Raw genomic sequence first — 22,882 nt, 5'->3', positions numbered from 1 at the left:
ATGCGCGTGCTGATTATCGAAGATGAAGAAAAGACCGCCGACTACCTGCACCGCGGTCTCACCGAACAGGGTTTTACCGTGGACCTCGCCCGCGACGGCATCGACGGCCTGCACCTGGCCCTTGAAGGCGACTATGCGGTGATCGTCCTCGACGTCATGCTCCCGGGCCTGGACGGCTACGGCGTACTGCGCGCCCTGCGTGCGCGCAAGCAGACGCCGGTGATCATGCTCACCGCCCGTGAGCGGGTCGAAGACCGTATTCATGGCCTGCGCGAAGGCGCTGACGACTACCTTGGCAAACCGTTTTCCTTCCTCGAACTGGTGGCCCGCCTGCAGGCCCTGACCCGCCGCAGCGGCAGCCACGAGCCGGTGCAGATCCAGGTTGCCGACCTTTGGGTCGACCTGATCAGCCGCAAGGCCAGCCGCGCCGGGCAACGCCTGGACCTGACCGCCAAGGAGTTCTCGCTGCTCAGCGTACTGGCCCGGCGCCAGGGCGAGATCCTCTCGAAAACGGCCATTGCCGAACTGGTCTGGGACATCAACTTCGACAGCGACGCCAACGTCGTCGAAGTGGCGATAAAGCGCCTGCGGGCCAAGCTCGACGGCCCCTTCGACACCAAGCTGCTGCACACCATCCGAGGCATGGGCTATGTTCTGGAAAACCGTGCCGACTAACTCCATCGCCCTGCGCCTGAGCGCGCTGTTCACCCTGGTGGCGCTGGGCGTGTTCCTGGTGATCGGCAGCGCCCTGTACAAACAGGTCGACCGCAGCCTCGACCTGCTGCCGGCGGCAGAACTGGAAGCGCGTTTCAGCGTGCTGGAGTCATCGCTGACCCGCTACGACACCCTCGAACACTGGGCCAAGATCACCAACAAACTCAACCTGCTCGGCGAAGAAGACCGGCGCATCCGCTTCTGGGTGGTCAGTGGCAACAGCACCTTCGAATATGGTCAGCCGGACGCTGCCATCCGTGCCTTTGCCAATGGCGCGCTGGGTATGCGCGACCTGCGCCTGGCCGACAGCCCTTACCCGTTCAAAGTGCTGGTCAGCGAGCTGCCGGCCATGGGGGCGCGACCACCGTTGCGCTTCTTGATCGCCATCGACACCGAAACCTTCTGGCAAACCCAGCAGACATTGCTGGTGGCGATCATCAGCCTGTCGGTGTTCGGCGTGCTGCTGGCTTCCTTGCTCGGCTACTGGGTGGCGCGGATCGGTTTGCGTCCGTTGGGTTCGCTCTCGGCCGAAGCACAAAAACTGGCGCCGCCGCGCTTGAGCGGGCGCCTGCAGCAATCGGCGCTGGCCCCGGAGCTGGCGCAGTTTGCCAGCGCCTTCAACTCCACCCTGGAGCGGGTCGACCAGGCTTACTCGCGCCTTGAAGCGTTCAACGCCGACGTGGCCCACGAACTGCGCTCACCGCTGACCAACCTGATCGGCCAGACCCAGGTGGCCCTTACCCGCGGGCGCAGTGCCGAGCATTACTTCGAGGTGCTGCAATCGAACCTGGAAGAGCTCGAACGCCTGCGCACCATCATCAACGACATGCTCTTTCTGGCCAGTGCCGACCAGGGCAGCAAGGCCACGGCGCTGACCTGCAGCTCGCTGGCCGAAGAAGTCGCGGCAACCCTGGACTACCTGGACTACATCCTTGAAGACGCCCAGGTGCGTGTCGAGGTCAGTGGTGATGCCCAGGCCCATATCGAAAAGGCCCAGTTGCGTCGGGCGCTGATCAACCTGCTGAACAACGCCGTGCAGCACACCGCTGCCCATTCGGTGATTCAGGTGAGCATCGAGCAGCGCGACGGGCAGATCAGCATCGCCGTGAGCAACCCCGGCCCGGCGATTGACGAAGCGCACCTGCCGATGCTGTTCGAGCGCTTCTACCGCGTCGATGCCGCGCGCACCAGCGGCGGCGGCAACCACGGCCTGGGCCTGGCCATCGTCAAGGCGATTGCCTTGATGCACGGCGGCAGCGTGTTCGTGCGCAGCCAGGCAGGTGCCAATACCTTTGGCATGCTGCTGCCGGCTTAACAGCTTCGCGGGTAAACCCGCTCCCACAATTAGCGGTTCATGGGAGCGGGTTTACCCGCGAAGGGACCCCGCGCCACCACGACTATTACCTTTGACGCAATAGTACTTCTCGAAAAAGTCACTGTTTCTCGCCGGCAATTCCGACTAATTTAATCAAACCTACTTAACACTTGCATCGCAAGAAGGCTGTATCAAATGTCCAACAGTATGGGTGTTGCCAGCGTATTCGTCCTGTCTTCCCTGTTCTTGTCTCCCCTGGCCATGGCCGAGGAATCTCAGGCGTTCGTCGCTCGTAATGCCGAACTGGCCGCTGTCCACGAACAGGCTCGCGACGCCGTTGCCGCGAAGGCTGAGCAATCGTCGAAACCCGCAGAACAGACTGCCGCCAAGGGTTTTTCGAGTGACGCAAGCGACAGCTGATAGCCACACCGCAAAACTTTTCGACTCCCCCGGCGACAGCACAGGTGACTTAAGCGCCTGTGCGGTTGTCTTCCAAAACCGCTGCCTATCAGCGGTTTTTTTTGGCGTGTCGAAAAGTGCCAGTCCGCTGGCCCGTTCAATCATAAAAAGATCGTGTTTCGCACAATAAAAACTGCCCCACCTTTACAGCAAGGAGTCCACCCCGGTGAACACAGCTTTACGTTTCACCCCGCTATTCGTTGCATTGTCTGCAACGATCCCCTTCAACGCCCACGCCGAGGACGAAAAGGCCGAGGGTTTTATCGAAGGGTCCAGCCTGAACGTGCACGCGCGCAACTATTACCTCAACCGCAATCAGCTCGACCGCGGGGTGCGTGACAACAGGGAATGGGGACAGGGCTTTATCGGCAAGTTCGAATCGGGCTACACCCAGGGCACCGTCGGCTTCGGCCTCGACGCCCACGCCATGCTCGGCCTGAAACTCGACGGGGGTGGCGGTACCGCAGGCTCGAGCATCCTGCCGATCAACACCAAGGGCGACGGTGAGCTGGGCAAGGCACCGGATTCGTTTTCGACCGCGGGTGCGGCCGTCAAGCTCAAGGCCTTCGACACCGAACTGAAGGCCGGTGACCTGTTCCTAACCAACCCGGTGATCGCCGGTGGCGAAACACGCATGCTGCCGCAGACCTTCCGCGGCGTCAGCCTGACCAACAACAGCATCGAGGGGCTGATGCTCGAAGGCGGCCAGGCCAGCTTTACCAAGCCTTACAACCAGAGCGGCCATCGCCGCATCGACACCTTCTACGGCGCCCTGCCCGATGACCGCGAAAGCCGTCACCTGAACTGGGCCGGCATGGCCTGGAGCGGCGTACCGAACCTGACCTCGAGCCTGTACGCCTCCGAGCTCAAGGACATCTGGAACCAGTACTACTTCGACCTCGACTACACCTACCAGGTGAACGAGCTGGTCAGCCTCAACCCGGGCCTGCACTACTACCACACCCAGGACACCGGCCAGTCGCTGCTCGGGCACATCGACAACAACACCTACAGCCTGCACTTCACCGTCAACGTCGGCTACAACAGCCTCACTGCGGTGTACCAGCGGGTCAACGGCAACACCCCGTTCGACTACATCAACCAGGGCGACAGCGTGTACCTGGACAACTCGCAGATGTACTCGGACTTCAACGGCCCCAACGAGCGCTCGTGGAAACTCAAGTACGCCTACGACTTCGCCGGCGTCGGCGTGCCGGGCCTGACTTCGGTGGTGTCGTACTCGAGCGGCAAGATGGACCTGACCAAGGTCGACCCGAACAGCGTCGGCTATGGCGAACACTGGTACAACGCCGAAGGCAACGACGCCCGCCACTGGGAGCGCGACTTCGACCTGCAGTACGTGTTCCAGGAAGGCAGCCTGAAAGACCTGTCGGTGCTGTTGCGCTGGGCCAGCCACCGCGGTAACCAGGACTACGCGCAAATCGATGCCGATGTCGACGAGTACCGCGTGATCGTTGACTACCCGCTGAACATCTTCTGATCACAGCGCCCCTGGCAGGGCTGGCGTTCGCGCCAGCCCTGTCCGTCGGCTGACAGCCATTAAGTTCTTGTCCGACAATCAGCTGCCCCCTAGAATACGGCCGCCACGTAACCAGGCCGCGACTTTTGCAGAGTCATCGGCAACAGCGACCATGACTTTGCCCACCCGATCCAAGCGATCCGCCCTGTATAAGTCTCACCCTGAGCTGATCCTTAACCTGGGCAGTTGCCTTGCGGTGCTCGCCATTGTTGCCATCGTCAGCTTCCTGCTGATGCGCGAGCGCACCAGCGTCGAACAGGCGGCAGCGCGTTCCGCCAGCAACATTGTGCAGCTGATCGAAAGCGACATCGTGCGCAACGTCGAACTCTATGACCACTCCCTGCAAGGGCTGATCTGGGCGATCCAGCGTCCGGAGATCCAGGCCATACCTGCACAACTGCGCCAACCGATTCTGTTCAACCAGGCGGTTACCGCCCCCGAGCGCGGCGACATTCTCTGGCTCAATGCCCAGGGCGACATCGTCGCCGACTCCACCAGCGCCATCCCGCGCCAGGCCAACTTCGCCGACCGCGCGGACTTTCAGGCGCACCGCGACAACCCCAACCTTGGCCTGTTGATCGGCCAGCCGTTCAAGGCGCGCCTGGGTGACCTGGACTGGTGCATCAGTTTCAGCCGGCGTATTTCCGGGCCCAACGGCGAGTTCGACGGCGTGGCCGCCGGCGCTTTGCGCCTGTCATATTTCAATGCCCTGTTCGAACGCCTGGATATCGGCAGTGAGAGCAGCATCAACCTGATGAACACCGAAGGCGCCCTGCTGGCCCGACAGCCCGCCGCGCCCGATGAGCCGACAATCGGCACCAACTACAGCGACCGGCCCAACTTCCAGCGCATCCGTTCACAAATCAGCGGCACCTTTGCCGGCAACTCCGGCCGCACCGGCAAGCAGCGGCTGTTCACCTTTGCGCGGGTGGGCGAGTTGCCCCTGATCGTGATCGTCGCCCGCTCGGCTGACGAAGTGTTCGAGTCGTGGCGGCGCACCGCGCTGTTCGTCAGCGCCGCCACCAGCGTGCTGTGCATCGGCATCCTCTGGCTGACGCTGTTGCTGGGCCGCGAACTGCGCCGCCGCCAGGGCGCCGAACAGAGCCTCGCCGCCCTGGCCGCCACCGACAGCCTGACGGGCCTGGCCAACCGTCGGCGCCTGGACCAGGTGCTGCGCCAGGAATGGGCGCGCACGCAACGCACGGCCAGCCCGATGGCGGTACTGATGATCGATGTGGATCACTTCAAGGCGTTCAACGAACGCCACGGCCACGCCGGCGGCGATGAAGCCCTGCGCCAGGTGGCGGCGGCGATTGAATGCAGTATCCGCCGCCCGGCAGACCTGGCGGCGCGCTACGGCGGTGAGGAGTTTTTGGTGGTGTTGCCGGAAACCGACCGTCACGGCGCGCAACTGCTGGCCGAGCGCATTCGCCGCAATGTCGAGGCGCTGCCGCCGTTTGGCGGCGACACGCAACCGGTCACCGTGAGTATCGGCATCGGCTGCCACACGCCAAGCGCCCAGCACGATCTGGCGACCTTGCTGGGCAACGCGGACGAAGCGCTCTACAGTGCCAAGCGCAATGGCCGCAACCGGGTGGAAACGGCGGCTTAAGCCTGGGCCCGGGCCTGATTGCGCAGGGCTTTGACCTGGTCGTGATTGCGTTGCACACCATGGTACTGACGCTCGACCAGGGCAATCACCTCACTGCCCGGTGCGAGGGTCAGCTTGGCGAGTTTCTCCAGCGCATCTTTGTAGGCTTTCAGGGCGTGGTCTTCACCGCGCTCGACTTCATTGAGCACGGCCACCTCATCCTTGCCGGTGAGCATCGACTTGAGGTTGACCCAGCCACGGTGCAGGTCACCGCTGACGCTGGTCGAGGTTTCCGGGTCGCCGCCCAGGGCACGCACCTGATGCTGCAGTTCGGAGACTGCGGTGCTGCACTCGCCGATGCGCTGCATGAAGTAGGTTTTCAGCCCAGGATTCTTCACGTCTTCAGCGGCGGTTTTGAAACCTTTCTCGCCGTCTTTGCTGAATTCGATCAGGTCGTTGAGTACCGAGATTACGTCTTTGTTGGGATTGCTCATGACACGTCTCCTTTGCATGAATAAATAACCATGCAGTACTACCGAGCAGTGTTCGTGCCAGCCCTCAAACTAAAAATATAGATATATTTTTCAAATACTTAAGAAATATTGAACGATCAGGTTTACCGTGTTCTGCATGAACTGTCCTTTGGCCTTCATGCAGTTTGCATGTATGTTCATGCCTTTCCCGCCCAGATCCACGCCTCATGAATCCGGAACTGCTTGTACTGCTGGTCACCCGCGAAATGCCCTTCGGCAAATATCAGGGCCGACTGATCGCCGACCTGCCCGGCCACTACCTGGCCTGGTTCGCCCGCCAGGGCTTTCCCAAGGGCGAGCTCGGCGGCCTGCTGGCGCTGATGCACGAGATTGACCATAACGGCCTCGGCGAACTGCTGGTGCCCCTGCGCAAGAAGCACCCGCGACGCCACCCCTGATCAGGCCTTGACCGGCTGCACCGCCAGCTCCACCGCTTCGCTGCGCTTGAGCACGGCGTAGACCAAGGCGGTCAGCAGGCTGCCGGCAACGATCGCCAGCAGGTACAGCGCGGCATGGTTGATGGCATTGGGGATAAGCATGACGAACAGCCCGCCATGCGGCGCCATCAGCTTGCAGCCGAAATACATCGACAGTGCGCCGGTCAAGGCGCCACCGGCGATGCTTGCCGGAATCACCCGTAGCGGGTCTTTGGCGGCAAACGGAATCGCCCCCTCCGAGATGAAGCACAGCCCCAGCACGAACGCCGCCTTGCCGGCCTCGCGCTCGCTCTGGGCGAACTTGCGCCGGGCGATGAAGCTGGCGATGCCCAGGCCAATCGGCGGCACCATGCCGGCGGCCATGGTCGCCGCCATCGGCGCGTAACTCTGCGACGCCAGCAGGCCCACCGAGAACGCATAAGCGGCCTTGTTGATCGGCCCGCCGAGGTCGACACACATCATCCCGCCGAGCAACACACCGAGCAGAATGGCATTGGTGGTGCCCATGCTGTCGAGAAAATGCGTGAGCCCTTCGAGCATGCCGGCCACCGGTTTGCCGACCACGTAAATCATCACCAGGCCGGTGAACAGACTGGCGAACAGCGGAATGATCAGGATCGGCTTGAGTGCATCCAGGCTGCTGGGCAGGCGCACCCAGCGGCTGATGGCCTTGGCGCTGTAACCGGCGAGAAAGCCTGCGACGATACCGCCGATAAAACCCGCACCCAGGGTACTGGCGAGCAGGCCGCCGATCATCCCCGGCGCCAACCCCGGACGGTCGGCAATCGAGTAGGCGATATAACCCGCCAGCAACGGCACCATCAGTTTGAAGGCTGCCTCACCGCCAATCTGCATCAACGCTGCCGGCAAGGTGCCGGGCTCCTTGAACGCTTCAATGCCGAAGACAAACGACAAGGCAATCATCAAACCGCCGGCCACCACCATCGGCAGCATGAACGACACCCCGGTGAGCAGGTGTTTGTACACACCGGTTTTCTCGCCCGTGGCACTGGTCCCTGCCGCTTGCCCGCTGGCTTCTTCGCGCCCTTCGGCGAGCGCCTTGTTCAGGGTGGCCTGGGCCTGCTTGAGGGCGACGCCGGTGCCGCAGCGATAAATGCGCTTGCCGGCAAAACGCGCGGTCGGTACTTCAATGTCGGCGGCCAGCAACACCACATCGGCCTCGGCAATCGCCGCTGGCGGCAATGGGTTGCGCGCGCCCACCGACCCCTGGGTCTCGACCGTCAGCTGGTAGCCCAGTTGCTGCGCGGCCTGCTGCAACGCTTCGGCGGCCATGAAGGTGTGCGCCACACCGGTCGGGCAGGCGGTAATGGCGACGATCTTCGCGCCCTGCCCGGCAGGTACTGCCGACGTTTGCGCAACAGGCTCATACACCGTCGCCTGCTCGGCGGCCTGGCGCAGGAAGTGCTGGGCATCGGCCAGCGCTTGCGCCGGGGTGCACTGGAACAGACGCTTGCCGGCAAACCGGCGCAGGTCCAGCGGGCCGGTGTTGACCACCAGCACCCAGTCGGCGGCGGCAATCACCGCCTCCGACAACTGCCCGTGCGGCTGCTGCGGGTCATGAATTTCGACACTGGTGCTCCAGCCGAGCCGCTGCGCAGCGGCTGCCAGCAAACGTGCACTGAGCACGCTGGACACCTGGCCATTCGGGCAGGCGGTGACGATGGCAATGTTCATCTGCGACCCTCTTGTTGTTCTTCGCCCACGCGCACGTCGTGCTGCAGTTGCGCCAACTGCGTGCGGTCGTTGATGCCAAAGCCGATCTGGGTGACCGCTTGCGCGGCAATCGCGGTGGCCAGGCGCAAGGTCTGCGCCGGGGCATCGCCGTTGAGCAGGCCATGCACCATGCCGGCCAGCAACGAATCACCCGCCCCTACCGTGCTGGCGACTTTGACCTTGGGCGGCACCGCCGACAGCGCACCATCGCGGCTGAACCAGTTGACCCCGTGCTCGCCCTGCGACACCACCACATGCTCGACACCTTGCGCGATCAGCGCCTGGGCGGCGGTTTGTTGCTCGGCAAAACCGTGCACCACCTTGCCCAGCACATCACCCAGCTCGTCGGTGTTCGGCTTGACCAGCCAGGGGGCGCTGGCGAGCCCCGCACGCAGGGCTTCACCGCTGCTGTCGAGGGCGACTTTCAGCCCCATGGCCTTGAGCGTTGCCAGCAATTGCTGCAGCCAGCTCGCAGTGATTCCCCGCGGCAAACTACCCGCCACCACTACTGCCTCATGACCGGACGCCAGCTGCTCAAGGCGCGCCAGCAGTTGCTCACAGGCCGCGGCATCCACCTGCGGGCCTGGCCCGTTGATGTCAGTGACGCGGCCATCGGCCTCGACCAGCTTGATGTTGCAGCGGGTTTCACCCGGCACGCGGATAAAGCCATCGGTAAAGCCACGCTGGGCGATCAGGCGTTCGAACGGTTGCAGGTTGTCTGCACCCAGAAAGCCCGCGACCGTGACGCTGTGCCCGAGGTCAGCCAGCACCTGGGCGACATTCAGGCCCTTGCCCGCCGCATGGCTGTGCTGCGCCTGGCTACGGTTGACCTGGCCACTGTGCAGGGCGTCGAGGCTGACGGTGAGGTCGAGCGCCGGGTTGAGGGTAAGGGTGAGGATCTTGGCCATTCAGTTGTTCTCCACCAGCGCCCTTACGGCGCTGGCACTGCCCTGCAGCAAGGCTTGCTGAGCAAGCTGCCGGGCGTGTTCAAAGTTCAGTTCGCGCACCTGCGCTTTCACCTCGGCAATGCTGCGCGCCGCAACGCTCAGCTCGTCGACGCCTAGCCCCAGCAGCACCGCCACCGCTTGCGGGTCGGCGGCCAGCTCGCCGCACACGCCCACCCACTTGCCATGGGCATGGGCGGCGCGCACGGTCATGTCGATCAGTTGCAGCACCGCCGGGTGCAGGCCGTCGGCCTGGGCCGAGAGGCTCGGGTGGCCACGGTCGATGGCCAGGGTGTACTGGGTGAGGTCGTTGGTGCCAACGCTGAAGAAATCCACTTCACGCGCCAGTACCGGTGCCAGCAAGGCTGCCGACGGCACCTCGATCATGATCCCCAGTTGCAGGTCGCTGACGTGGATCTCCTCACGCAGGCGCTCGACCATTGCCCGCGCCTGCTGCCATTCCTCCAGCTGGCCGACCATGGGAAACATGATCCGCAGCGGGCGGTCGTCAGCTGCACGCAGCAACGCGCGCAGCTGGCTCTCCATCACTTGCGGGCGCTGCAGGGTCAGGCGAATGCCGCGCACCCCGAGGAACGGGTTTTCTTCCTGTGCAATCGGCCAGTACGGCAGCGGCTTGTCGCCGCCGACATCGAGGGTACGCACCACCAAAGGCCGACCGTTGAGGCCATCGAGCACACGGCGGTACTCGGCCTCTTGCGCGGCTTCGTCCGGGGCTTGCGGATGGGCCATGAACATCAGCTCGGTACGCAACAGCCCGACCCCTTCGGCGCCGTGATCGACCACGGCTTCGATGCCCTTGCTCTCGCCGATGTTGGCGAACACTTCAATCGCATGGCCGTCGAGGGTCACCGCAGGTTCCAGGCGATGCGCCCGGGCCTGCTGCAGGCGTTGCTCGCGACGCTCGCGCTCGGCCAGCGCACGCTGCAGCGCGTCAGCTGGCGGCGCCACCTGCAAACGGCCACGCTGGCCATCCAGCAACAGCGGTGTACCCGACGCGATCAACAGCACTGCATCGCCCGCACCGACCACCGCCGGAATGCCCAGCGCGCGGGCGACAATGGCGCTGTGCGCGGTGGCACCGCCACGGGCCGTGAGAATGCCGGCAACCCGTGCCGGGTCCAGGCGCGCCACATCCGACGGGCCCACTTCTTCCATCACCAGCACATAGGGCTGCTCCGGGGCCGGCACATCGGCCTCGCCACACAGCTGCGCCAGCACCCGGCGACCAATGTCGCGCAAATCGGCCGCACGCTCGGCGAGCAGTGCATCCTGCAGCGCCTCTTGCTGGCGTGCGGCGTTGTCGATCACCGCCATCCACGCCGCCGGTGCGCTTTCGCCCTGGCGCAAGCGCTGGTCCACCTCATCGCCCAGGTCCGGGTCGGCGAGCATTTCCTGATGGGTGACGAAAATTTCGCCAATAGCCTTGGCCTGGCTGCGCTGGATCAGCGCTTCGATTTCGCCGTTGACCGTGGCCAGTGCCTGCTGCAGGCGCTGGCGTTCCACCGGTAGCGACTCGCCGCGCAGCGGGTAGTCAAACTCACGCAGCACCTGCACATGCGCAGGGCCACTGGCGATGCCCGGTGCCGCTGCCACGCCCTGAATTACCGCACCCGCCTCCGGGGCCACCAACTCAGGCTCCGGCAGCAGCTGCACGGCGGATTCAACGCTGGCGGCCAGCGGCTCGACCTCTTCGCCCAAACCGGCTTCGATGGCTGCCAGCAAGGCCGGCAACGCATCGGCGGCCACACTCGGCTCGGCAATGATTTCCAGCACCTGGCCGCGCCGCGCACCGAGGCTCAGCAGTTTGCTCAGGCTTTTCGCCGACACTGCCGGTTGGCCGCTGTCGACCAGACGCACACGGATGTCACCGTCAAATGCCTTGGCCAACTGCGCCAGCGCCTGGGCCGGGCGGGCATGCAGGCCATGGGCATTGGCCAAGGCGATACGGGCGCTGGGCCAGTCGCTGGGCAGCTCGCCACCGAGCACTTCGAGCACCGCGCGGCTGCTGGTGGCGCGGCACAGTTCCTGGCCGCGCCCCTCGATCAACAGAGTGCACAAACGCTCAAGCAAGGCCTGATGGGCGGCGCCCAAGCTGGCCAGGCAGAACACCCCATGCAGTGGCTGGTCGCGGTAACGCAGCGGTTGCTGCGCGGTGACAAACGCCAGGCCAGGCCGGCGCACCGCCTGTTCGCTGTGCAGCCACCACAAACCTTCGCCCAGCGGCAGCGGCTCGACCTGTTGCAGCACACCGGCAAAGCCCGCGCCGACACAATCGGCACGGTGCAACAGGCGCGCGGCGCGCCACACCAGCTCGTCAAAATCTTCGGCCGGCACGCCCAGGCCGATCATCTGTGCATCCAGCGCCAGCTCCTGCGGTGCGCCTTGCAGCAATTTCAGCAGTGCCTCGGCAGAGCTCGCCCGGCGCAAGGCTTCGGCCAGGTCGGTTTCGCCCAGGGCGCGGGTCAGCAGTTGCAGCAGGCGCAGGTGCTCATCGGAACGGGCGGCAATGCCGATGGCCAGGTACACGCGCTGGCCATCGCCCCAGTCCACCCCGTCGGGGAACTGCAACAGGCGCACGCCGGTGGTATGCACCAGCTCACGGGTATCCGGGGTACCATGGGGAATCGCAATACCCTGGCCGAGAAAGGTCGAACCCTGCGCCTCACGCGCTTGCAGGCCGGCCAGGTAGCCCTCGGCAACCAGGCCATCACGGACCAGATGCTCGGCCAGAAGCTGCAGCGCCGCCGACTTATCCACAGCCGACTGGCCCATGGATATCTGCTCTACAGTGAGCTCGAGCATGACCTTCTCCTTTGCAGCACCAAGAGGGTGCTGAGGTATTGTTGTGAATTTTTAAGCATAGGGCCAGTTGCGCAGGGCCCACCGCAGGCGTTGGTTCGGCAGAAAAATCGCCTGCTGAAACGTTTAATCTGGAATTGTGAGCACGTTACTCGATAATCTTCGATCAATGAAGCCCCATCTTGTCGGACAATTGCGACAATGGTCGTCTGCGTCTCGATTGCACGATCGGCGACAATTCCCGGTCAGGCTGCGCAAGCAGCCCCGGTATAACAAGGAAAATGCGGTGAAACTCAGCGATATCGCGCGTCTGGCCGGTGTGTCCGTGACCACTGCCAGCTACGTCATCAATGGCAAGGCCGAACAGCAGCGCATCAGCAGCAGCACGGTCGAACGTGTGCGTGCAGTGGTGGAAGCCCATGGCTTTACCCCCAACCCACAAGCGGCCGGCTTGCGTAGCCGTCACACCAAGACCCTGGGGTTCATTCTCCCGGACCTGGAAAACCCCAGCTACGCACGCATTGCCAAGCAACTGGAACAAGGCGCCCGGGCCAAAGGTTACCAACTGCTGATTGCCAGCAGCGACGACCAGCCCGAGAGCGAGCGCCAGTTGCAGCAACTGTTCCGCGCCCGCCGTTGCGATGCGCTGTTTGTCGCCAGCTGCCTGCCTGCCGGTGACGACAGCTACCGCGAGTTGCAGGCCAAGGGCCTGCCGATCATTGCCATCGACCGCAGCATGGACCCGGCGCACTTCTGCTCGGTGGTCAGTGACGACCGCAACGCCAGCCTGCAACTGACCCGCAGCCTGCTCGCCACCGAGCCTTCGCACATCGCCCTGATCGGTGCCCGCCCCGAGCTCAGCGTCAGCCAGGCGCGCGCCGGTGGTTTCGACGAGGCCCTGCAAGGCTTCAAAGGCAGCATCAGCCGTTACGAGGGCGAAGCCTTCAGCCGTGAATGCGGCCAGCGCCTGATGACCCAGCTGATCGCCGAAATTGGCGGCCTGCCGGATGCTCTGCTGACCACCTCCTACGTGCTGCTGCAAGGCGTGTTCGACGTGCTGCAGGCGCGCCCGGCCGACTCGCGCAGCCTGCAGCTGGGCACCTTTGGTGATAACCAGCTGCTCGACTTCCTGCCGCTGCCGGTCAATGCCATGGCCCAGCAACATGGCGTCATGGCCGAAACCGCATTGAAACTGGCCCTGGCCGCCGTGGAAGAGAAGCACTACGAACCGGGCGTGCATGCCGTGGGTCGAACCTTCAAACAGCGAATCATCAAGGCCTGAACATGCGCCTGATCGACACCCACACCCACCTGGATTTTCCGGACTTCGACCCGGACCGGGCGGCGCTGCTGGCCAACGCCAGGGCGGCGGGTGTCGAGCGCATGGTGGTGCTGGGCGTGTACCAGGATAACTGGCAGCGCGTGTGGGACCTGGTGTGCAGCGATCCACAGCTGTATGCCGCGTTTGGCCTGCACCCGGTGTACCTCGACCAGCACCGCCCCGAGCACCTTCGTGAGCTGGGCGACTGGTTGAACCGCCTGCAGGGCGAGCGCCAGCTGTGTGCCGTGGGTGAATTCGGCCTGGACTACTACCTGCCGGAACTCGACCGCGAGCGCCAGCAGCACTGGTTCGAGGCCCAGCTGCAACTGGCCGTCGACTTCAACCTGCCGGCGCTGCTGCATGTGCGTCGCAGCCATGCTGCGGTGATTGCCACGCTCAAGCGTTACAAGCTTGCGCGTGGCGGTATCATCCATGCGTTTGCCGGCAGTGTTGAAGAGGCCCGTGAGTACCACAAGCTGGGCTTCAAACTGGGCCTCGGCGGTGCCGCCACCTGGCCGCAGGCCCTGCGTTTGCACAAAGTATTGCCGCAGTTGCCGCTGGAAAGCCTGGTGCTGGAAACCGACGCCCCGGACATGGCCCCGGTGATGTATGCCGGGCTGCGCAACAGCCCTGAGCATTTGCCGCAGATTGCCACCGCACTGGCCGAGGTGATCGGGATTGAAGTGGAGCAACTGGCCGAGGTGAGTACGCGCAATGCGTGTGAGCTGTTTGGTTGGGCGCTGGTCGACTGACCGAGCGCCTGTAGGCCGGATCGACGCCAAAGCGGGCCTGCTACGCAGTCCATCGCGGATAAATCCGCTCCTACACCTCCCCCTGTAGGAGCTGGCGCAGCCTGCGATCGAGCGCGCAGCGGTCGCAAATTCGTTCAGCCCTACTGCTGCAATATAAACGCCGCCATCGCCTGCAAATCCTCCTGGCTCAATTGCGTAAACGGCGGCATGGGAATGTTGCCCCATTTACCCGCACCGCCCTGCTGAATGTGCAACGCCACCTTGGCCTGCGCCTGCGCATCGTTGGCATACCGGGCCGCCACATCGCGGTACGCCGGCCCCACCACCTTGTGGTCCAGCGCATGGCACGACAGGCAGGCATTGTTCTGCAGCAACGCCATGGCATCCACCTTCGCCCCCGGTGCAGGCTCGGCCTTCAACGGATACGAAGCCGTCTGCACCTCGGCATCGCTCACCTGTGCACTGCCATAGGTGGCCGCCAGATAAGCACCAATCACAGTCACATCCTGATCGCTGATCGGCGCGCCATATACCTTCTGCATCTTGCCGGCTTCACCCGTCCACTGCGCCAGGCTCATGCCCGGCGGCTGAAAATTGATGTAGTCGGCCGAATGGCAGGTGGAACACTTCTGCTGAGCCAGCGCATAGCCCGGCAACTCACTGGCCTTGAACACCGCCGTTTCTGGCGGTAGGGTAATCGACAACGGCGCCGCCTCAAGCGTGGCCACCGCACACAGCTGAACCGCACACAATAGCGCTAACATCGGTTTCATAGGCTTCATGCCGGGCTCCTCAGGCGACTGTCACATGGGTGGTTTCGACGACGTGACGGCGATAACCGCCGGGGTTCCAGTCGGCTTTCATCGGCTGCGTTTCGCCCGCCGCATTGGTGGCGCGCACCATCAACTGCATAGCGCCTTTGTGGCTGAAGGTGATCGGCAGCGTCCACTCACGAAACGAAAACCGCCCCAGGTCTTCACCCAGCGCAGCGCGATACCAGCGCGCCCCGCCGTCGATCGATACCTCCACCTTGTCCACCCCCGCTCCACCGTCGAAGGCAATGCCCTTGAGCAGCACCCCGCTGTTCAGCGGCAACACCGCACCCGCCTGCACACTGGTGATGAAGCTGCGCACCGGCAGCCGTGAAATCGGCCGGGTTTTCGCCGCCGTGGTACCCGGTGAAATACAGAAACAGTCGTTGTCTGGCACCTGGTACCCCTTGGCCATGAAGAAACCATCGAAGGTGTGATCCAGCACCTCGATCTCGCTCAGGTGCTTGACCCAGTACGTACCGAAATAACCCGGCACCACCAGGCGGATCGGGTAGCCGTTGAGAAACGGCAGGTCGGTGCCATTCATTGACCAGGCGATCATCGGCTCGCCGTTCATGGCGTGGCTGATGTCCAGCGCCTTGATGAAGCTTGGCGTGCTCGGCAGCACCGGCTTGTCGAGGCCACGGAAGGTCACTTGCTGTGCCTGCGCGCCAACCCCGGCCTTTTCCAGCACCGCCTTGAGCGGCACCCCCAGCCAGCGCGCATTGCCCATCGAGCCGTTGCCCAGCTGCGCGCCGAACACCCGTGGCATCGAAAAACCGCGGCTGTTGCCAGAGCACTGGTTGACCGCCACCACCTCGACCGGCTCGGCCAGGGCCTTGAGCTCGTCCAGGGACAACGACAGCGGCGTACCGACTGAACCCTTGACCGTCAGCCGGTAGCTGTCGGGGTCGATGCTGGTGGGAAAGTCGGCCAGGTGGTAACGAACAAAGAACGCGTCATTGGCCGTGATCGGCCCTTCGTTGAACACTGCGAACGGGGTTTCCAGGTGCGGTGGTCGCGTGGTCACCAGGGTCAGCGGACGCTTTTGCGGGTACTGCACCAGCGGGCGTGGCCCGGCGGCAAAGGTCACTTCTTCGGGGTTTGCCTCGGCGGCTTTGGCCAGGCTGGCCAACGGCGAGGCGGCCACCGCCAGGGCGATGGCATCGCGCAGAACCTGCCGGCGGCCAAGGTGGTTGTTCCCGATAAACCTGAACATGCTGCTGCGCTCCCTGTGACGAAAATCCTGAAAGGCAACTGGCTGCATCCCGCCAGTTTTTTGGAGCGTTTCAGTATCGTCACACGCAGTTTTGTTGCTTCGCATTGAGCGTCAGAGGGTTCGCAATTGATGACAGGCCGGCGGATTAAAACCAGCCGGTGTCTTGTTCCAGCTCGGCCCGGCACTGCTTGAGCTGCGCACCGTAGTTCTTCGCCTGCTGCTCAACCTTGCGTGCCACCTGCATCAGCCACGGCTTGCTCAGGTAGGTACCACGGCTGAACCCGCCGCGCCCTTCGTGGTAGGCCAGGTACTGGTTGTAGACGTCCCATTTGGAGATGCCCAGCTGCTTTTGCGTACCGTCGGTGTACCAGCCGATGAACATCACCGCGTCATCGAAGTTGTCGCGCGAACCGCCGTTGCCGGTGCGGTCTTTGTACTCGCCCCAGACCGGGTCCTGGGCCTGGGCGTAGCCATAGGCCGAACTCACCCGGCCCCACGGGATCACCCACAGCAGGTAGTCGCGCGGTGGCAGCGCATCGTGAACGAAGCTGCTTTCCTGCTTCATGATCGCCATTGCCACGTTTTGCGGCGTGCCGAATCTTTGCTGCATCTCCAGCGAGTCTTCGTACCAGTCGGGGTACTCGCGAAAGATATTGCAGAGGTTGTTCTGGTCCCGGGGTGGCGCGGTGGCGCAGCCCGTGAATATCGCCAGGCACAGCATCAGTGCCCAAAAGCGCCCTTGTTTCATCCATCGCCCCAGCAGAAAAATGAGGGCATTGCCTGCCCTTCGTATATGGCGCAGCACCTGAGCGGAGCAGGCGCTGCTGACAACCTGTGATGACGGGGGCCTTGGCAGGGTCACCCGTGCAGTGGGGGCGCATTGTAACTAAGTAATGGTGGGGGCTTGTAACCGCGCGTGTGATTTACAAGTTAAGACAGTGCTTCAGCAGCTCAAAACATCAGAATTTCCCGATTCCGTGTAGTCCATTTCCGAATCATACTTTTGCGGCTTTCAAGCCATTGCAGTGGTCCCGTCAGGCTTCTAGTCTCGGCCCGTCGTTAGCATTTTTAACGACCGGTTGTGACAGGCCGCTAAATACCGGGAACATGTGCAGTCATGGCGATTGTGCGTGGGGCACCTTTGTGTGCGCCGAGTTCCCCCGGTGTTCGGTCTGTCAACCCACGTACAGTTGCCACCCATTTGTTTGACAGCAGATTCGTGGCGGCCCCAATCACCGGGAGGCTACATGCTGAAGATCGTTCCAGATCCACCGCTTCACCCCAACCAATCCATCGAAGACATTCTTGTCCAGGCCTCTGAATACCTGGTCTGTGCCATGACCGTGGCGCAACAGACCGTCCTGCTGCATTCCAACTCCTCATGTCAGGTGCTGACCTTGGCCTGCGTGCACGAAATCGACTACGCCCGGAACCTGGTCGAAGCGGCGTTGAGCAGAGTTCAGATACAGCACTGAAGCATCTACAGGAAAGCGTCAGCACTGCTCAGGCAAGGCTGGCGCTTGAGGCGTGAAACAGGACGGGAGCGCGATGATGAGTAAGGGTTCGATTGAAGGTAGTACTGCAGGGTTAAAAACGACCGGCGTCGGTGTGTTCGGCGAAGGTGCCAGCGGCTTGACGACTGATCGGCTGTTTCGGGTTGAGCCCGGGCATAACGCGGACTTTGTTCTGGATCAGGCCGCGCTGTTGATGGGGTGCGTGAGCAAGCTCAGCCACAACGCGTGGTTTGAGCAGGATGAGGCGATGGTGTGTGCGGCGCACTTTTTGAGCGGGATGGCGAAGGCGCTGGTTGAGGATTTGGCGTTTGGGATGATGGGTGGGGATTTTGGCAAAAGGTGCTGAAGCGAATTGAATTTTGCCGACCACTTAAAGATAAGGACAGCCGAAAGCGGAAGCGCCCTAACGTCTACTTTCGGCCAAAAGCGTTGGCCGGGGATGTCTATCGTACCGGGGTAGTCCAGCTTATGGCCGATTACTGCCATTCACCAATTGCAGCTTTGGGTCGAGGGAGGTCGGCTCTGGACGCCTCTACATCAGGCAAACGGAACAACTACATCCGGGGTGAAGCACATTGATTCTAGATAGCCTTCACTTTCAACCTGCAAGCGCGCCCCAAATGTCCCGCAAAGGCGTAGAACCAATCAGAGATATTCCAGAAACAACAAAGCCCGCACAAGGCGGGCTTTGTTGGATGCTCCACAGACAGCCAAAGCCATCGTGAAACTTGTATCTGGTGCCGGAGACAGGAATCGAACCTGCGACCTTCGCGTTACGAGTGCGCTGCTCTACCGACTGAGCTACACCGGCGTGGCACCAACGCTACCACTGCCGGATGCGTTACGCAAATCACTGTTTAATAACAGCTATTGATCACTGTGCAGCGGCGCTTTCAGTCGAGGTGCAGCCGCTTGGGGCGAGGTCGGCTTCCAGCGTTGTGGTGCAGGCCCAGCCGCTGGTCGAGCGGGTCAGGCTGAGGGTTTTGCCCAAGGCAGTGGCCGGGGCGTCGGCCAGGGTGCAGACGATGCTGCCGGCGCCAGTGGCCGCAGTGCCGGTGGCGGTGATGGCGCAGTTGCTGGTGCTGGCCTGGCCACCCAGGGCGGCGACGTCGGTGACGTCTTTGCCTTCGTTCAGGCGCAGGTCGAACGGGGTTTTCAGGGCAGTGATTTCGACCAGGGCGGCCGTGGCCTTGGTGCGCACCTGGTGGTTGGTGTACATGGGTAAGGCGATGGTCGCCAGGATGCCGATGATCGCCACCACGATCATCAGTTCGATCAAGGTAATGCCGCGTTGCCCTTTCATGGACGTTCTCCCTCGCAAATTCGGTTCTGGTCGGCGGCGCTCAGGCTCGGGCCGCCGACAGGCGCGCCAGTAGGCCCGAATAGACACCTTTTGTCACCCTGCGCCATTCATTCGGTCATGTTCGCTCGACTACTCTAGTGAGCAGCGGGCACTCCTGCTCGCGGCACGGGCCCTTAAGCTGTTTCCGGGTTTGTGCAGGCCTCGCAGCAAGGATGTCGCGATGACCACAAAGACCTACAGCTTCAGTTGGCAAGGCACCACCCTCCAAGGCGCACTGGTCAGCGGCGAAAGCCGCGGGCGCAGCCCTGCCCTGCTGCGTGCCGAATTGCGTAAACGCGGTATTCGCCCGGTACGCGTTACCCGGATACGGGCAGGGTTATGGCGCCGGTCGGGCTCGCTTGGCACCCGCGAGCTGTGCGAGTTAAGCCGACAGTTGGCCAGCCTGATCAGCTCGGGCGTGGCGCTGCTGCAAGCGCTTGAGGCGATTGCGCAAAGCAGCAGCAACCCGGCGCTGGTCAGCCTGCTGGGCACGCTGAAAACCGATATCGGCGCCGGGTGCAATCTGGCGCAGGCGCTGCGCCGCCATCCACGTTATTTCGATGCGCTGTACTGCAACCTGGTGGCTGCCGGCGAGCAATCCGGCAGCCTGGAGACGGTGCTCGATCAGGTCGCCTGCCTGCAGGAGCAGCGCCAGGCCCTGCGCGCCCGCGTGCAGAAGGCGATGCTCTATCCACTGATTGTGATGCTGACCGGGCTGGGCGTGTCGGCGTTGTTACTGCTTGAGGTGGTGCCGCAGTTTCAGCTGATGTTCAGTAGCTTTGGCGCGCAGTTGCCGGCCTTCACCCAACGGGTAATCGGGGTGTCGGAGTGGCTGGGGCAGTATGCGGGCCGGTTGCTGCTGGGCGTGGCTGGAGTTGGCTGGGGGCTGCATCGGGCTTATCAGCGCCAACCGGCTTTTAAAGTGTGGAGCCTGGGCGTAGCGTTGAAGCTGCCAGTGCTTGGGATGTTGTTGAGCAACGCCGCCCTCGCCCGCTTCGCCCGCACGCTGTCGACCTCCTACGCGGCGGGGGTGCCGTTGGTGGAGGCGCTGGCGCCAGTGGCCGCGGCCTGTGGCAATCCGCTGTATGAGCGCGCGGTGCTGGCCCTGCGCAAGGCGTTGGCCAGCGGCCAGTCGTTGAGCCAGGCGATGGCCTGCAGCGGGCTGTTCCCGCCATTGATGCAACGGATGTGCGCTATCGGCGAGACAGGCGGTACGCTGGACGATATGCTCGCCAGAGTCGCCAGCCATTATGAAAGCGTGATCGAACGCTTGCTCGATAACCTGGCCAGCTTGCTTGAACCCCTGATCGTGCTGACGCTCGGGCTGCTGGTGGGCAGCCTGGTGGTCGCCATGTACCTGCCAATCTTTCAGCTGGGTAGTGTGATCTGAACATGGACCTGATGGATACGCTGGCACGCCAGCCGCTGTTTTACCTCGGTTGCGCCCTGCTGCTGGGGTTGATCGTTGGCAGTTTTCTCAATGTGCTGGTGCATCGCCTGCCGATCATGCTGCAACGCCAGTGGCAGGCCGAAGCGCGCGAGGTGCTGGAGCTGCCCGCTACAGACGAAGGCGAACGCTACGACCTGCTCCTGCCCGCCTCGCAGTGCCCGCACTGCGGCCACCGCATCCGTGCCTGGGAAAACATCCCGGTGCTCAGTTACCTGGCATTGCGTGGACGCTGCAGCAGTTGCAGCAGCGCCATCAGCGTGCGCTACCCGCTGGTGGAGCTGGGCTGCGCGGCCTTGACCGGGTTTATTGCCTGGTACCTCGGCCCCACGTCGGCAGCGCTGGCGTTGATGCTGCTCAGCTGGGGGCTGCTGGCCATGAGCCTGATCGACATCGAGCACCGGCTATTACCCGATGCCCTGGTGTTGCCGCTGCTGTGGGCGGGACTGATCGCTAACGCCTTCGAACTGTTCGTGCCGCTGCAGGCGGCGCTGTGGGGGGCGGTGATCGGTTATTTGAGCCTGTGGTCGGTGTTCTGGCTGTTCAAGATCATCACCGGCAAAGAGGGCATGGGCTATGGCGACTTCAAGTTGCTGGCGTTGATCGGCGCCTGGGGCGGCTGGCAAGTATTGCCGCTGACGTTGCTGGTGGCGTCAGTGCTGGGTGTGGTGATCGGCGTGGTGATGATGCGGGTCAAGGGCCTGAAGGCCAGCACGCCGATCCCCTTTGGTCCTTATCTGGCCATCGCGGGCTGGATCGCACTGCTATGGGGTGGTCAAATAACCACTTCTTACATCAACTACCTTGGAATGTGATGACCACCGCTGCTTTCACTCCCTGGATTCTCGGCCTCACTGGCGGCATAGGCAGTGGCAAAAGCGCTGCCGCCCAGCGTTTTGTCGAACTGGGTGTACACCTGGTCGATGCCGATCAGGCCGCGCGCTGGGTGGTTGAGCCCGGCCGCCCGGCGCTGGCGAGCATCGTCGAGCACTTCGGCCCCGGCGTGCTGCAGGAGGACGGGCAACTGGACCGCGCCGCCCTGCGCCAGCTGATTTTCGCCGACCCCGAGCAACGCCGCTGGCTGGAGGCGCTGCTGCACCCGCTGATCGGCCAGGAGATTTTCAGCTACCTGGCCAAGGCCGAGTCGCCGTATGCGGTGTTCGTGTCGCCGTTGATGGTCGAGTCGGGGCAGTACCAGCGCACCCAGCGCCTGCTGGTGATCGATGCCCCGCAAGAACTGCAGGTGCAGCGCACTCTGCTGCGTGACCAGACCAGCCCCGAGCAGGTGCAGGCCATTCTAAAGGCCCAGGCCAGCCGCGAGGAACGCCTGCGCCACGCCCACGATGTGCTGGTCAACGACCGCGATCTTGCCTGGCTGCATTCGGAGGTCGACCGCCTGCACCACTTTTACCTGACTTTGCGAGGAGGCCAAGCATGAGCCAACCGATGACCGTTGAATGCCCGACCTGTGGCGCCCCTGTTGAATGGAATGCGGCCAGCACCTTCCGCCCGTTCTGTTCCGACCGTTGCAAGCTGATCGACCTGGGTGCCTGGGCCGCTGAAGAGCACAAAATCCCGGTGGCACCGGATGCCGAAGACGAGCTGTTTTCCGGCGAGCTCGCCCCGCGCGCCCACCATTAAGGCTCAGCGCCCGGGGTCGTCATCCTTCCAGGGTGCCTGCAGGTAGCGGGTGCGGTTGAAGGTTTCCAGCCACTCCGGGCAAAACACCACCAGTGCGCTGACCACCATGCCGTTGATAAAGGCTTCGGGGAAGATGATCAGCCACAGGTAGCCGATAAAGTCTTCGATCCACTCCGGCATCACGAAGCGCTCGTCCATCCACAGCACGCCGAGCGCCAGCAGCAGACACAGCAGTGCCGACAGGGCTGCGGCAAAAAATCCCGAACAGAAGATGTAAACGAAGAGGTTTTTCGGCTGCGCGCGTTCCACCAGGATCGCGCAGGCCTCGGTGACCAGCACCGGCAGGCCGATGAACAACAGGCCGTTGACACCCATCGCCGCCAGGTCCTGGCGCCCGAGCAGCATCAGGCCGGTTTGCGCAAGCAGCCCGCCGACCAGGGCCAGGGGCCAGTCCAGTAGCAGGGTGACGGCGGTCATGCCGATGAAGTGATAGGACACGCCGGTGTCGAAATCGCGCCGCACCAGCCACAAGGCAAACAGCGCCAGCACCGTGCCGAACAGCAGATGCTGACGGCGGCTGTCGGTGAACAACTCGACCCAGGGCGCACGCCAGATGGCCCAGAGCAGCACCGGAACGTAGCCCAGCCAACCGAGCAACAGGGTCTGTTCAGACAACACTTGAGCGCCAATCACCGTGTTCGACCTCGCTACCTACCTCATTGACATGCTACAGCCAGATCAGTGACA

23 protein-coding genes and 1 tRNA gene are annotated in these 22,882 nt (G+C 63.2%); 14 read left to right on the top strand and 10 right to left on the bottom strand.

What is annotated here, in order from left to right:
• The 5 genes from DM813_RS13010 (at window position 1) to DM813_RS12990 (ending at window position 5,640) form a co-directional block, all read left to right on the top strand.
• Complete coding sequence (locus tag DM813_RS13010) at window positions 1-675, top strand: heavy metal response regulator transcription factor (RefSeq protein WP_128323804.1); 675 nt, start codon at window positions 1-3, stop codon at window positions 673-675.
• Entirely contained in the window at window positions 650-2,029 is a 1,380-nt protein-coding gene (locus tag DM813_RS13005; RefSeq protein ID WP_128323803.1) for a heavy metal sensor histidine kinase, read from the top strand. The genes DM813_RS13010 and DM813_RS13005 overlap by 26 nt, the downstream gene beginning before the upstream one ends.
• Before the next feature lie 195 nt (window positions 2,030-2,224).
• Window positions 2,225-2,449 (top strand): hypothetical protein, encoded by a 225-nt coding sequence (locus tag DM813_RS13000; RefSeq protein ID WP_128323802.1) that lies wholly within the window; start codon window positions 2,225-2,227, stop codon window positions 2,447-2,449.
• Between the two features lie 205 nt (window positions 2,450-2,654).
• Entirely contained in the window at window positions 2,655-3,989 is a 1,335-nt protein-coding gene (locus DM813_RS12995; RefSeq protein ID WP_128323801.1) for an OprD family porin, read from the top strand.
• A 157-nt stretch (window positions 3,990-4,146) separates the two neighbouring features.
• Window positions 4,147-5,640, top strand: coding sequence for a GGDEF domain-containing protein (locus DM813_RS12990; RefSeq protein WP_128324158.1), 1,494 nt, complete (start codon window positions 4,147-4,149; stop codon window positions 5,638-5,640).
• On the opposite strand, the gene DM813_RS12985 is transcribed toward DM813_RS12990, so the two are convergent.
• Complete coding sequence (locus DM813_RS12985; protein WP_128323800.1) at window positions 5,637-6,113, bottom strand: PA2169 family four-helix-bundle protein; 477 nt, start codon at window positions 6,111-6,113, stop codon at window positions 5,637-5,639. The two genes, DM813_RS12990 and DM813_RS12985, sit on opposite strands and share 4 nt — an antisense overlap.
• Window positions 6,114-6,319: 206 nt before the next feature.
• Here DM813_RS12985 and DM813_RS12980 point away from each other — a divergent pair, with 206 nt between their 5' ends.
• Window positions 6,320-6,550, top strand: coding sequence for a DUF3820 family protein (locus DM813_RS12980; RefSeq protein WP_128323799.1), 231 nt, complete (start codon window positions 6,320-6,322; stop codon window positions 6,548-6,550).
• Here the strand turns inward: DM813_RS12980 and DM813_RS12975 are convergent, their stop codons facing one another.
• The 3 genes from DM813_RS12975 to ptsP are packed head-to-tail and all read right to left on the bottom strand — an operon-like array spanning window position 6,551 to window position 12,090.
• Entirely contained in the window at window positions 6,551-8,284 is a 1,734-nt protein-coding gene (locus DM813_RS12975; protein WP_128323798.1) for a PTS fructose transporter subunit EIIBC, read from the bottom strand. It abuts the gene before it with no gap.
• A complete protein-coding gene (gene pfkB, locus DM813_RS12970) occupies window positions 8,281-9,231 on the bottom strand; it encodes a 1-phosphofructokinase (RefSeq protein WP_128323797.1) in 951 nt (316 codons plus the stop codon). Before pfkB ends, DM813_RS12975 begins: the two co-directional genes overlap by 4 nt.
• Window positions 9,232-12,090 carry a phosphoenolpyruvate--protein phosphotransferase gene (ptsP, locus tag DM813_RS12965; protein ID WP_128323796.1) on the bottom strand — a complete coding sequence of 953 codons (2,859 nt, stop codon included), beginning with the start codon at window positions 12,088-12,090 and terminating at the stop codon, window positions 9,232-9,234.
• 283 nt (window positions 12,091-12,373) lie between these two features.
• Between ptsP and cra the strand changes: the two genes are divergently transcribed.
• Window positions 12,374-13,369 (top strand): catabolite repressor/activator, encoded by a 996-nt coding sequence (gene cra / locus DM813_RS12960; RefSeq protein WP_128323795.1) that lies wholly within the window; start codon window positions 12,374-12,376, stop codon window positions 13,367-13,369.
• Window positions 13,370-13,371: 2 nt separating this feature from the next.
• The gene (locus DM813_RS12955) at window positions 13,372-14,160 is read left to right on the top strand and encodes a TatD family hydrolase (protein WP_128323794.1); all 789 of its coding nucleotides are present in this window, start codon (window positions 13,372-13,374) and stop codon (window positions 14,158-14,160) included.
• 140 nt (window positions 14,161-14,300) lie between these two features.
• On the opposite strand, the gene DM813_RS12950 is transcribed toward DM813_RS12955, so the two are convergent.
• From DM813_RS12950 to DM813_RS12940, 3 genes are all read right to left on the bottom strand, one after another.
• Window positions 14,301-14,942, bottom strand: a complete 642-nt coding sequence (locus tag DM813_RS12950) for a c-type cytochrome (RefSeq protein ID WP_128323793.1) — start codon at window positions 14,940-14,942, stop codon at window positions 14,301-14,303.
• A 10-nt stretch (window positions 14,943-14,952) separates the two neighbouring features.
• Window positions 14,953-16,191: a molybdopterin-dependent oxidoreductase gene (locus DM813_RS12945; RefSeq protein ID WP_128323792.1), complete on the bottom strand. Its 1,239-nt coding sequence runs from the start codon at window positions 16,189-16,191 to the stop codon at window positions 14,953-14,955.
• A gap of 145 nt (window positions 16,192-16,336) precedes the next feature.
• Window positions 16,337-16,939 (bottom strand): hypothetical protein, encoded by a 603-nt coding sequence (locus DM813_RS12940; RefSeq protein ID WP_128323791.1) that lies wholly within the window; start codon window positions 16,937-16,939, stop codon window positions 16,337-16,339.
• A 499-nt stretch (window positions 16,940-17,438) separates the two neighbouring features.
• On the opposite strand from DM813_RS12940, the gene DM813_RS12935 reads away from it, so the two are divergent.
• Both DM813_RS12935 and DM813_RS12930 read left to right on the top strand, forming a co-directional pair.
• Window positions 17,439-17,666: a hypothetical protein gene (locus DM813_RS12935; RefSeq protein WP_128323790.1), complete on the top strand. Its 228-nt coding sequence runs from the start codon at window positions 17,439-17,441 to the stop codon at window positions 17,664-17,666.
• Between the two features lie 76 nt (window positions 17,667-17,742).
• Window positions 17,743-18,051 (top strand): DUF3077 domain-containing protein, encoded by a 309-nt coding sequence (locus DM813_RS12930; RefSeq protein ID WP_164897244.1) that lies wholly within the window; start codon window positions 17,743-17,745, stop codon window positions 18,049-18,051.
• Between the two features lie 389 nt (window positions 18,052-18,440).
• On the opposite strand, the gene DM813_RS12925 is transcribed toward DM813_RS12930, so the two are convergent.
• Window positions 18,441-18,516, bottom strand: a tRNA-Thr gene (locus tag DM813_RS12925).
• A 63-nt stretch (window positions 18,517-18,579) separates the two neighbouring features.
• The gene (locus DM813_RS12920) at window positions 18,580-19,008 is read right to left on the bottom strand and encodes a pilin (RefSeq protein ID WP_128323788.1); all 429 of its coding nucleotides are present in this window, start codon (window positions 19,006-19,008) and stop codon (window positions 18,580-18,582) included.
• A gap of 220 nt (window positions 19,009-19,228) precedes the next feature.
• Here DM813_RS12920 and DM813_RS12915 point away from each other — a divergent pair, with 220 nt between their 5' ends.
• Genes DM813_RS12915 through yacG form a run of 4 tightly spaced genes read left to right on the top strand, consistent with a single transcriptional unit; the run spans window position 19,229 to window position 22,135 of the window.
• Window positions 19,229-20,437, top strand: a complete 1,209-nt coding sequence (locus tag DM813_RS12915; RefSeq protein WP_128323787.1) for a type II secretion system F family protein — start codon at window positions 19,229-19,231, stop codon at window positions 20,435-20,437.
• A 2-nt stretch (window positions 20,438-20,439) separates the two neighbouring features.
• The gene (locus DM813_RS12910) at window positions 20,440-21,309 is read left to right on the top strand and encodes a prepilin peptidase (protein ID WP_128323786.1); all 870 of its coding nucleotides are present in this window, start codon (window positions 20,440-20,442) and stop codon (window positions 21,307-21,309) included.
• Window positions 21,309-21,932 carry a dephospho-CoA kinase gene (gene coaE / locus DM813_RS12905; protein ID WP_128323785.1) on the top strand — a complete coding sequence of 208 codons (624 nt, stop codon included), beginning with the start codon at window positions 21,309-21,311 and terminating at the stop codon, window positions 21,930-21,932. The genes DM813_RS12910 and coaE overlap by 1 nt, the downstream gene beginning before the upstream one ends.
• Window positions 21,929-22,135: a DNA gyrase inhibitor YacG gene (gene yacG / locus DM813_RS12900; protein WP_128323784.1), complete on the top strand. Its 207-nt coding sequence runs from the start codon at window positions 21,929-21,931 to the stop codon at window positions 22,133-22,135. The genes coaE and yacG overlap by 4 nt, the downstream gene beginning before the upstream one ends.
• Before the next feature lie 3 nt (window positions 22,136-22,138).
• Here yacG and DM813_RS12895 read toward each other — a convergent pair whose 3' ends face one another.
• A complete protein-coding gene (locus DM813_RS12895) occupies window positions 22,139-22,828 on the bottom strand; it encodes an energy-coupling factor ABC transporter permease (RefSeq protein ID WP_128323783.1) in 690 nt (229 codons plus the stop codon).
• Between the last annotated feature and the right edge of the window lie 54 nt (window positions 22,829-22,882).

Source organism: Pseudomonas alkylphenolica, assembly GCF_004025535.1.
In the GTDB taxonomy this organism is placed as follows: Bacteria; Pseudomonadota; Gammaproteobacteria; order Pseudomonadales; family Pseudomonadaceae; genus Aquipseudomonas; species Aquipseudomonas alkylphenolica_A.
Note: the sequence above shows the minus strand (reverse complement) of the source record. Positions and strands in the feature narration are given on the sequence as shown.

Coding starts and splice junctions, on each gene's coding strand:
- DM813_RS13010 (WP_128323804.1), top strand. CDS start 1: ATGCGCGTGCTGATTATCGAAGATGAAGAAAAGACCGCCGACTACCTG.
- DM813_RS13005 (WP_128323803.1), top strand. CDS start 650: ATGTTCTGGAAAACCGTGCCGACTAACTCCATCGCCCTGCGCCTGAGC.
- DM813_RS13000 (WP_128323802.1), top strand. CDS start 2,225: ATGTCCAACAGTATGGGTGTTGCCAGCGTATTCGTCCTGTCTTCCCTG.
- DM813_RS12985 (WP_128323800.1), bottom strand. CDS start 6,113: ATGAGCAATCCCAACAAAGACGTAATCTCGGTACTCAACGACCTGATC.
- DM813_RS12980 (WP_128323799.1), top strand. CDS start 6,320: ATGAATCCGGAACTGCTTGTACTGCTGGTCACCCGCGAAATGCCCTTC.
- DM813_RS12975 (WP_128323798.1), bottom strand. CDS start 8,284: ATGAACATTGCCATCGTCACCGCCTGCCCGAATGGCCAGGTGTCCAGC.
- pfkB (WP_128323797.1), bottom strand. CDS start 9,231: ATGGCCAAGATCCTCACCCTTACCCTCAACCCGGCGCTCGACCTCACC.
- ptsP (WP_128323796.1), bottom strand. CDS start 12,090: ATGCTCGAGCTCACTGTAGAGCAGATATCCATGGGCCAGTCGGCTGTG.
- DM813_RS12955 (WP_128323794.1), top strand. CDS start 13,372: ATGCGCCTGATCGACACCCACACCCACCTGGATTTTCCGGACTTCGAC.
- DM813_RS12950 (WP_128323793.1), bottom strand. CDS start 14,942: ATGAAGCCTATGAAACCGATGTTAGCGCTATTGTGTGCGGTTCAGCTG.
- DM813_RS12945 (WP_128323792.1), bottom strand. CDS start 16,191: ATGTTCAGGTTTATCGGGAACAACCACCTTGGCCGCCGGCAGGTTCTG.
- DM813_RS12940 (WP_128323791.1), bottom strand. CDS start 16,939: ATGAAACAAGGGCGCTTTTGGGCACTGATGCTGTGCCTGGCGATATTC.
- DM813_RS12935 (WP_128323790.1), top strand. CDS start 17,439: ATGCTGAAGATCGTTCCAGATCCACCGCTTCACCCCAACCAATCCATC.
- DM813_RS12930 (WP_164897244.1), top strand. CDS start 17,743: ATGAGTAAGGGTTCGATTGAAGGTAGTACTGCAGGGTTAAAAACGACC.
- DM813_RS12920 (WP_128323788.1), bottom strand. CDS start 19,008: ATGAAAGGGCAACGCGGCATTACCTTGATCGAACTGATGATCGTGGTG.
- DM813_RS12915 (WP_128323787.1), top strand. CDS start 19,229: ATGACCACAAAGACCTACAGCTTCAGTTGGCAAGGCACCACCCTCCAA.
- DM813_RS12910 (WP_128323786.1), top strand. CDS start 20,440: ATGGACCTGATGGATACGCTGGCACGCCAGCCGCTGTTTTACCTCGGT.
- coaE (WP_128323785.1), top strand. CDS start 21,309: ATGACCACCGCTGCTTTCACTCCCTGGATTCTCGGCCTCACTGGCGGC.
- yacG (WP_128323784.1), top strand. CDS start 21,929: ATGAGCCAACCGATGACCGTTGAATGCCCGACCTGTGGCGCCCCTGTT.